The 8,453-nt window shown below is 72.0% G+C and carries 7 protein-coding genes; 6 read left to right on the top strand and 1 reads right to left on the bottom strand.

Annotated elements, in window-relative coordinates:
• Positions 1 to 32: 32 nt before the first annotated feature.
• Positions 33 to 1,370, bottom strand: coding sequence for an extracellular solute-binding protein (locus ACFVGO_RS38575; RefSeq protein WP_359915354.1), 1,338 nt, complete (start codon positions 1,368 to 1,370; stop codon positions 33 to 35).
• Between the two features lie 213 nt (positions 1,371 to 1,583).
• On the opposite strand from ACFVGO_RS38575, the gene ACFVGO_RS38570 reads away from it, so the two are divergent.
• From ACFVGO_RS38570 to ACFVGO_RS38545, 6 genes are all read left to right on the top strand, one after another.
• On the top strand, positions 1,584 to 3,158 hold the full coding sequence (locus tag ACFVGO_RS38570; RefSeq protein WP_380358724.1) for a 4-hydroxyphenylacetate 3-hydroxylase family protein: 1,575 nt from the start codon (positions 1,584 to 1,586) through the stop codon (positions 3,156 to 3,158).
• Positions 3,159 to 3,196: 38 nt separating this feature from the next.
• Positions 3,197 to 4,951 (top strand): amino acid adenylation domain-containing protein, encoded by a 1,755-nt coding sequence (locus tag ACFVGO_RS38565; protein WP_380636833.1) that lies wholly within the window; start codon positions 3,197 to 3,199, stop codon positions 4,949 to 4,951.
• A complete protein-coding gene (locus tag ACFVGO_RS38560) occupies positions 4,948 to 5,169 on the top strand; it encodes an MbtH family protein (protein ID WP_380636831.1) in 222 nt (73 codons plus the stop codon). Before ACFVGO_RS38565 ends, ACFVGO_RS38560 begins: the two co-directional genes overlap by 4 nt.
• Positions 5,170 to 5,184: 15 nt before the next feature.
• Positions 5,185 to 6,267: a 4-hydroxyphenylpyruvate dioxygenase gene (gene hppD, locus ACFVGO_RS38555; protein ID WP_359915347.1), complete on the top strand. Its 1,083-nt coding sequence runs from the start codon at positions 5,185 to 5,187 to the stop codon at positions 6,265 to 6,267.
• Positions 6,257 to 7,099, top strand: a complete 843-nt coding sequence (locus ACFVGO_RS38550; protein ID WP_359915346.1) for a hypothetical protein — start codon at positions 6,257 to 6,259, stop codon at positions 7,097 to 7,099. The genes hppD and ACFVGO_RS38550 overlap by 11 nt, the downstream gene beginning before the upstream one ends.
• A gap of 107 nt (positions 7,100 to 7,206) precedes the next feature.
• Positions 7,207 to 8,373 (top strand): LLM class flavin-dependent oxidoreductase, encoded by a 1,167-nt coding sequence (locus ACFVGO_RS38545; protein ID WP_359915345.1) that lies wholly within the window; start codon positions 7,207 to 7,209, stop codon positions 8,371 to 8,373.
• The last annotated feature ends 80 nt before the right edge of the window (positions 8,374 to 8,453 follow it).

The following is an 8,453-nucleotide window of genomic DNA, read 5'->3' as shown; positions in this document are numbered from 1 at the left end:
GCCGCGTGCGGCGGGGACCGTCGGCCCCGTCGTCAGCCGACCCTGATCGGGCCGCGGGGGCGCAGGCCCCGGCAGGCGTCGTTGTAGTGGTCCAGCAGCAGCTGGGCCTCGGCGTTCGCCTGTGCGAAGCGGACCCGCGGTTCCACGTCGGTGACCAGCACGTCGTGCATGGCGGTGGTCAGGATGTCCTGGATCCCGGCGAACTCCCCGAGCAGCGCGCCCCGGGCGGCCGGCGAACCGGAGTTGGCGGCGAGCTGGTCCAGCGCCGTGCGGAAGTGCGGGTTGCGCTCGAACCAGCCCTCCTGCTCCAGCAGGTCGATCGCACCGCCGGTGACCGGGATGAAGCCGGTCTCCCGGTGCCGCTCGGCGGCGGTGCGCGGAGTGTTCAGGTACTGCATGAAGGCCAGGGCGCCGTCCTCGGTCTCCCGGTCCAGGCCGGCGGCCAGCCAGAGCGCGTCGCCGCCGATCACGTTGCCCGCGTAGGGCACCCGGTCGTTGTACGGCATCCGGCAGGCCCGGACGACGAAGCCGCCGTCCAGGCCGGCCTGGGCCATCCGGGCCGCCTCGACCGAGGTGGTGAGCACGAAGGCGACCTCCTGTCCGGCGAAGGCGCGGAAGTTGCCGTCCCAGTCGACCTCGGTGTTCACCCGGCTCGGGTGGTAGCGGTACAGGCCCGCCCGGTGCAGCCCCCGCCACCACTCGACGTAGGCGAGCATCGCGTCCGAGTCGAGGTACAGCGTCTCCGCGCGACCGGAGCGGCCGTTGTCGTGGTCGGCCAGCAGCGCCCCCTGCTGGGCCACCGACTGCTGGAACCACCAGCCGTGGTTGGGCCAGGTGATCGCGTGGGCCGGCCCGTCGGGGAGCGCGGCGACGGCCCGGCAGGCGGCCTCGATCCCGGCCCAGGTCTGCGGGACCTCGGTGATCCCGGCCCGCTCCAGCAGGGTGGTGTTGGCGTAGAGCAGCGTGGTCGAGGTGAGCGGCGGCATGGCCGCCACGGCGCCGTCGTGGGTGTAGTAGTGCCGCGCGGCGGGCGCCACGTCGCCGAGCACGACCGGCTCGCCGAGGATCTCGGTGCGGCCCGCGATCGCCCGCTCGACCGAGGTGAACAGCGGCGAGCCGTCGGGCCGTCGGGCGTCGAGGGCGTCCCGGGTCGACGTGTAGAAGTACTGCGCGATGGTCGGCGCGCCGCCCTGCTGGACGGCGTCGTGGACCGTCTGCGGCACCGACAGCCAGTCGGCGCCGCTGACCCTGATCCGGTACTCGGGGTGGTTGGCCGTGAACTTCTCCGCCAACTCCCTGGTCCGGTCGAGAAAGTACGGCATGAACGGGTAGAGCGGCACCACGATGTCGATGTCGATTCGCTTGCTCATTCCGGAGTCCCTCCTGCGCAGGCCTGGCAAATCCAGATGCTCATGCTCCGGGGGCGGCGGACCGCGGGCATCTCCGCTCGTGCTGAGTCCGGGCCGTGCGGGCGGCGCGGGCCGCCCGGGTCCGCAAGCGGCGCACGTCGGGAGAAGCCACCGCCGCTCCCGGGCTGTCAGTCTCGATCCGTCCGGTGAACTGGCAGCAAGGAGAGGCGTCTGATGGCCGAAGCCCGGGAAACCACCGCCGGAAGTGCGCGCGGAACTCGCCCGCTGACCGGGGCGGAGTACATCGAGAGCCTGCGCGACGACCGGGAGATCTACCTCTACGGCGATCGGGTCAAGGACGTCACCGCCCACCCGGCGTTCCACAATCCGGTCCGGATGACCGCACGGCTCTACGACGCCCTGCACGACCCCCGGCACCGGCCCGTGCTGACCGCGCCGGTCGACAGCGGCGGTGAGGGCTACACCCACCGCTTCTTCACCACCCCGCGCAGCGCGGAGGACCTGGTCGGCGACCAGCAGGCGATCGCCGCCTGGGCGCGGATGAGCTACGGCTGGATGGGCCGCAGCCCCGACTACAAGGCCTCCTTCCTCGGCACCCTGGGCGCCAACGCGGACTTCTACGAGCCGTTCGCGGACAACGCCCGGCGCTGGTACGCCGAGTCGCAGGAGAAGGTGCTGTACTGGAACCACGCGATCGTGCACCCGCCGGTCGACCGGTCCCTGCCGCCGGACCAGGTGAAGGACGTCTTCATCCACGCCGAGCGGGAGACCGACGCCGGCCTGGTGGTGTCCGGCGCGAAGGTGGTCGCCACCGGCTCCGCGCTGACGCACTACAACTTCATCGCGCACTACGGCCTGCCGATCAAGGACCGCACCTTCGCGCTGGTGGCCACCGTGCCGATGAACGCGCCGGGGATGAAGCTGATCTGCCGCCCGTCCTACACCGCGACGGCCGCGGCGATGGGCAGCCCGTTCGACCACCCGCTCTCCTCCCGGCTGGACGAGAACGACACCATCCTGGTGCTCGACAAGGTGCTCATCCCGTGGGAGAACGTCTTCGTCTACGGGCAGCCGGAGAAGATCCGGATGTTCACCGGCCAGTCCGGCTTCATCGAGCGGTTCACCTTCCACGGCTGCACCCGGCTCGCGGTGAAGCTGGAGTTCATCGCCGGCCTGCTGGCCAAGGCCCTGGACATCACCGGCACCGGGGACTTCCGCGGGGTGCAGAGCCGGCTCGGCGAGGTGCTGGCCTGGCGCAACCTGTTCTGGGGGCTGTCCGACGCGGCCGCCCGCAACCCGGTCGCCTGGCGCAACGGCGCGGTGCTGCCCAACTCCCAGTACGGCCTGGCCTACCGGTGGTTCATGCAGACGGGCTATCCGCGGATCAGGGAGATCGTCCTCCAGGACGTGGCCAGCGGGCTGATCTACGTCAACTCCAGTGCCAAGGACTTCGACAATCCGGAGATCCGGCCCTACCTGGACCGGTTCCTGCGCGGCTCCGGCGGCGTGGACGCGGTCGAGCGGGTCAAGGTGATGAAACTGCTCTGGGACGCCGTCGGCAGCGAGTTCGGCGGCCGCCACGAGCTCTACGAGCGCAACTACGCGGGCAGTCACGAGAACACCCGGATCGAACTGCTCTTCGCCCAGCTCGCCAACGGCCAGCTGGACTCCTACAAGGGCCTGGTCGACGAGTGCCTGGCGGAGTACGACCTGAACGGATGGACGGTACCCGATCTGTCCTCCTTCGCCGACCTGAGTGACTCCGTCCACGGGCTGCTCGACAGCTGATCCGGGCACCGACAACCAATCGACGATGATCGGAGGGCATGGTGGCTTCCCCTTCCCTTCAGGGGCATTTCACGCAACAGGCGCTCAGGACACCGGACGCGATCGCCGTGTCGTCCGGCGAAGTACGGCTCAGCTACCGCGAGTTGGACGAGCGGGCGAACCGGCTGGCGCACCGGCTGGGCGAACTCGGCGTGCGCGCCGAGTCGCCGGTCGCGGTGCTGATGGAGCGGTCGGCGGACCTGGTGGTGGCGATCCTGGCCGTGCTCAAGGCCGGCGGGTGCTACCTCCCGCTGCACAGCTCCTACCCGCTGCCGCGCAAGCAGTGGATCGTGGACCACTGCGCGGCGCCGGTGCTGCTGACCGACGAGGCGATGAGCCGGCAGGGCCTGCCGGAAGGCGCCGAGGTGGTCGTCGTCGAGGGCGAGAAGGGCCTCGCGGGCTACCCCGCGACGGACCCGGCCGTCCCCACCGGCCCGGACGCCCTCGCCTACGTGATCCACACCTCGGGCTCCACCGGGGTGCCGAAGGGCGTCGCGATCGCCCACCAGGACGCGCTCGGCCTGGCCCTGGACTCGATCTGGGCGGACGGCCGGCACGAGCGGGTGCTGATGGTGGCGCCGTACGCCTTCAACGTCTCCACGTACGAGTTCTGGGTGCCGCTGCTGCACGGCGGGCGGATCGTGGTGGCCCCGCCGGGCGACCTCGACGTGCACGCCCTGCGCCGGCTGATCTCCGAGGAGCGGATCACCGGCATCCATCTGACCGCCGGACTGTTCCGGGTGCTGGCCGAGGAGGACCCGGGCTGCCTCGCCGGTGTGCGCGAGGTGCTCACCGGCGGCGACGTCATCGCCCCCTCGGCCGTCCAGCGGGTGCTGGAGCACAACCCCGCCCTGGTGGTGCGGGCGATGTACGGCGCCACCGAGGCGACGCTGTTCAGCACCAGCGCGCCGATGACCGCCCCCTACCTCGCCACGGGCCCGGTGGGCGTCGGCCGGCCGATGGACGGCGTCCGGCTGCACGTCCTGGACGCCGGGCTGCGGCCCGTGCCGGTCGGCGGGGTGGGCGAGCTCCACATCGCCGGACGCGGCCTGGCCCGCGGCTACTTCAACCGGCCCGATCTGACGGCCGAGCGCTTCGTGGCCAACCCCTTCGACGCGCCGGGCGAACGGATGTACCGCACCGGGGACCTGGTCCGGGTCGACCGGGACGGCCTGCTGGAGTACCTCGGCCGGGCCAACGACCAGCTCAAGGTGATGGGCTTCCGGGTGGAGCCCGCCGAGGTGGAGGCGGCACTGGCGCGCCATCCCGGCCTGGCCCATGTCGCCGTCGTGGCACGGGAGTCGGAGTCCGGGGAGAAGCGCCTGGTGGCGTACTACGTCCCGGAGTCCGACGGGATCGAGGCGGGTGCGCTGCGGGCGCACGCGGCGGAGCAGCTGCCGGCGTACATGGTGCCGACGGCCTTCGTGAGCGTGCCGGCCCTCCCGCTGACCCCCAACGGCAAGCTGGACCGGCGGGCGCTGCCCGAGCCGGTGACCGGCTCGACCCGCCGGGCGCCGGCGACCGAGCGGCAGCGGCAGCTGTGCGCCCTGTTCGCCGAGGTGCTGGAGGTGCCGGAGATCGGGGTCGACGACAGCTTCTTCGAGCTCGGCGGCCAGTCCCTGGCCGCGATGCGGCTGGTCAGCCGGATCCGGGCCGAGCTGAAGATCCCGCTCACCGTCACCCAGTTCTTCGACGTTCCCTCGGTGGCGGCCCTGGAGGGCCTGCTGGACCGGCCGGAAGGAGAGCGGGAATGAGCAGCCCCTTCGACGCCGACGACGGCGAGTTCACGGTCCTGGTCAACGCGCGCGGCCAGTTCTCGCTCTGGCCGGCCGACGCCTCGGTACCGGCGGGCTGGACGCCCGAGCACGGGCCGTCCGACCGGACCACCGCCCTCGCCTACGTGAACGAGCACTGGACGGATCTGGGGCCGAACGGCCTCACCGGGCGCCCCCCTGGGCAGCCCGACGACTGACGAGGAGTCCGGAACATGAGCCTCGACGCGGGTCAGGAGACCTTCGGCGGCATGCTCGTCGACCACATCACCTGCTACGTCGCCGACTTGGCGGTCACCACCGAGTGGCTGGTCCGCGGGTACGGCCTGGAAGTGTACGCGAGCTCGCCCCCGCAGGCGCGGGAGCTGAGCTCGGTGGCGCTGGGCGCCAACGGGATCCGGCTGCTGCTCAGCCGGCCGGTGGTGGGCGACCACCCGGGAGCGGCCTACGTCGAGAAGCACGGCGACGGGGTGGCCGACATCGCGCTGCGCGTCCCGGACGCCCGGGCGGCCTTCGCCACGGCGGTGCGCCGCGGCGCCCGGCCGGTGTCGGCGCCGGTCGCGCACGGCGACGTGGTCACCGCCACGATCATGGGCGTCGGCGACATCGCCCACACCTTCGTCGAGCGCCCGGCGGGCGGCGACGAGCGGCTGCTGCCCGGGCTGACGCCGGCCGACGCCGGCCCGGCCGGGCCGGACTGCGGCCTGCGGGAGGTCGACCACTTCGCGATCTGCGTCGAGCCGGGGCAGATGGACACGACGGTGGCCTTCTACCGCGAGGTCCTCGACTTCGAACCGATCTTCACGGAGCGGATCGAGGTCAACGGCCAGGTGATGATCACCAACGTGGTGCAGGGCGGCACGGTCACCTTCACCCTGATCACCCCCGACCCGTCCGAGGTCTCCGGCCACCTGGACTCCTTCCTGAAGGACCACGGCGGTCCGGGCGTGCAGCACATCGCCTTCACCACGGACGACATCGTGCGCTCGGTCGACGCGATCGCCGCCCGGGGCGTGGAGTTCCTGGGCACCCCCCCGGCGTACTACCGGCTGCTGCCGGACCGGCTCACCCCGCTGCGGCACTCGGTGGCGGAGCTGGAGCGGCTGAACCTGCTGATCGACCAGGACCACGACGGGCAGCTGTTCCAGATCTTCGCCAAGTCCGTGCACCCCCGCAACACCCTCTTCCTGGAGGTCATCGAGCGGATGGGCGCCCGCTCCTTCGGCAGCGGCAACATCAAGGCGCTCTACCAGGCCATCGAGCACCAGCAGGGCAGGGGTACCGGCGATGACGCGTGACACGATCCCCGACGAGCGCTTCCGGACCGCGGTCGAGCGGCTGCGGGTGCCGGGCATGGGAACGGAGGTGGTGGCGCCGCTGCTCTCCCAGCTGATCCACCTGGTCCGGCCCCACCGGGTGCTGGAGGTCGGCATGGGCTACACCACCCCGTTCCTGGCGAAGGCCCTGGCCGAGGCCGAGGAACTCGCCGGGGCCGAGGCCGCCGCACTGGTCCGCAAGACCCTGCCGTACCTCGCGGACGACCGGGAGCTGGACGAGGCGTGGATCGACAGCGAGCCGGCGCTGCTGCTGCCGGGCGGCTACCGCGAGCCGTACCGGCCGCGGTTCGTGGCGGTCGACGACCTCTCGGACGCCGGCTCCTCGGCCCCGCTGGTGACGGAGGTGCTGGGCGAGCTCGGCCTCGCCGAGCGCGTCACCGTCGTCAACTCCGACATGCGCGGCGCCGTCGGACGCCTCCCCGAGGAGTTCCGGCCGATCGACTTCGCCTGGGTCGACGCCTGGGACTGCCTCTACTTCTTCGAGAACTTCTGGGAGTTGATCGATCCGGACGGCGGGATCGTGGTCATGCACTACCTGATGACCTACCCCGAGGGCGAGGCGATCCTGGAGTACATCGCCGACACCCAGCGGATGGCCCCCGGCGAGTTCGAGATGCTCAACCTGCTGGAGAGCCGCAAGCTGCGGCAGAACAGCATGACCGTGCTGCGCCGCACCGGCGGCAGCCGGCCCCGGCAGTACTCCGACACCGGTCAGCGCCCCCGCCTCGGCGGCCGGGTGCGTTCCGACGCCGCCGCGCTGGCCAGGTCGTTGGAGGCCCCGGGCACGGTCTGAAACCGGCCCGGACCGCGCGCGCAATCTGGAAGATGGCGGCCTCCGGCCGCCTGGCTAGATTGATTCACATCCACTGCGAGCCTTGCGAACAGAGGGGAACCACCGGCATGAGCACACTCTCCGAGGACCCGAACAGCGTCAAGTTCGTCTACTGGGACAACCTCACCTACGCGCCGTCGGGATCGCGTTCGCCGGAGGAGTGGGACCCGGTGCTCGGGGCCCGCCTCTACGAGACCTACCTCGACCACTGCGTCGAGGCCGAGCGCCTCGGCTACGCCGGCCTCAGCCTGCCGGAGCACTTCGGCCCGTCGTCGATCTCCCCGCACCCGAACGTCATGCTGGCCGCGATCGCCGCCCGGACGACCCGGGCCCGGCTGGTCTCCGGGGTGAACCTGGCCCTGCTGCACCACCCCCTGCACCTCGCCGAGCAGTTCAACATGATCGACGTGCTCTCCGGCGGCCGGCTGGAGATCGGCCTCGGCCGGCGCGGCGACCGGGCGGCCTTCGAGCACAACGCCGACCTCATCGACGGCGCCGTCAACCGGATCGACCACCCGGTGGCGAAGGACGACCTGACCCCCGCGTACACCGCCTTCCTCCAGGACGCCGAGGTCGCGAAGGTCACCGTCTGGCCGCGGCCGGTCCAGCCGAGCGTGCCGCTGTGGGTGGCGGCGGAGACGGACGAGTCCCTCGCCATGGCGGCCCGCCGCGGCTGGAACGTCTTCACCGGACTGAACCTCGACCCGGCGGCCGGCGGCATGTCGAAGATCAGCGTGGAGGAGATGGTCGCCCGCCTGCACCGCTACCTGGAGGTCGGCAAGGAGCACGGGCACGAGCTCTCCATGGCGAACGTCGCGGCGAGCTGCTTCACCGTGGTCGCCGACACCGACCGCGAGGCCGCGGAGCTCGTCCGCGACGGCTTCGTCTCGCACATCGAGACCGCCGGCGGGGTGCTGGCGCGGATGGCCGGTGCCGACCCCGCCGACAGCCCGCTGTCCTCGCTGGCGAAGGAGGGCGACACCGGCGTGCAGGGCGTGTTCGAGGCCCCCGCGGAGTCCTACCTCCGCAACCCCTTCGCCCTGGTCGGATCGGTCGAGACGGTCCGGGCCAAGCTGGAGGCGCTGACGTCCGCCGGCTTCCGTCGCTTCGTGCTGCTCTGCGGCGGTGTCGGCACCACGCACGAGGTCGCCTGGCAGTCGGCCAGGGCCATGGCCGAGGACGTCGCCCCCGAACTGTTCGCGGCCACGTCCGGCTCCGGCGCGGTGGCCGGCTAGCCGGACCTCCCCGCCCAGGGGCCGCGCCGCCGGGGAGGGGCGCGGCCCCCAGGCCCGCCCCGGCCCCCCAGGACCCGACC

This window comes from Kitasatospora sp. NPDC057738, assembly GCF_042798815.1.
Lineage (GTDB): Bacteria > Actinomycetota > Actinomycetes > Streptomycetales > Streptomycetaceae > Kitasatospora > Kitasatospora lactacystinica.
Note: the sequence above shows the minus strand (reverse complement) of the source record. Positions and strands in the feature narration are given on the sequence as shown.